Source organism: Clostridium tarantellae (genome assembly GCF_009295725.1).
Taxonomy (GTDB): Bacteria; Bacillota; Clostridia; order Clostridiales; family Clostridiaceae; genus Sarcina; species Sarcina tarantellae.
In genome coordinates this window covers 1-607 of sequence record NZ_WHJC01000614.1, presented here as the reverse complement: position 1 = coordinate 607, position 607 = coordinate 1, and the positions used below count along the sequence as shown (strand labels likewise).

1 protein-coding gene is annotated in these 607 nt (G+C 19.1%); it reads right to left on the bottom strand.

The window, feature by feature from the left end:
- Positions 1 to 588 (bottom strand): hypothetical protein (locus tag GBZ86_RS16625; protein ID WP_152892505.1); only part of this gene is annotated, 588 nt, incomplete at its 3' end.
- Positions 589 to 607 lie beyond the last annotated feature (19 nt).

Sequence of the window (607 nt, the reverse complement as noted above, 5' to 3'; positions counted from 1 at the left end):
AATATGAATTCCTAAAGAGTTTACTTTTATAGAAAATCTATTTGTAATATTAAAAAGCAACTTACATACTTTTGTCCATTTATTGATAAAAATATTAATCTCATCCCTATCATTAATATATTTTATTGATTTATATTCATATAATATACCTTCAGTTAAAGTTTGTATTTTTATAAGTACATTATTATAATCAGCTTGTATAGATGAGATATTTTCACAGTATATAGATTCTTTTACAGGTAATAATGTATTATTATACATATCTTTTTTATGTGCATCATAAGTAGGAATTTCATTATCACAAAAAGTAGACCAAACAGTTATACTTTTTATTAAAAATTTATAATAATTATGTAAATCCAAAGTTTTTATTTTTATATCTTTAAAACAATATATAACTTTATAACAAAATAAAATTAAATCATTATCTATAGATTCTTTTTTTTCTAAAAAATCTATTAAATCATATATAGGTTTAAAACCTGTTAATCTTTTTCCCTCTAAAAAACTATGATCCAATTTTATTTCTTTAGAATTTACCCAACATATATTTTCTAATTTATTTTGGTAAAATATAAGATTTTCCATAAAGTAATCACTTCCTATC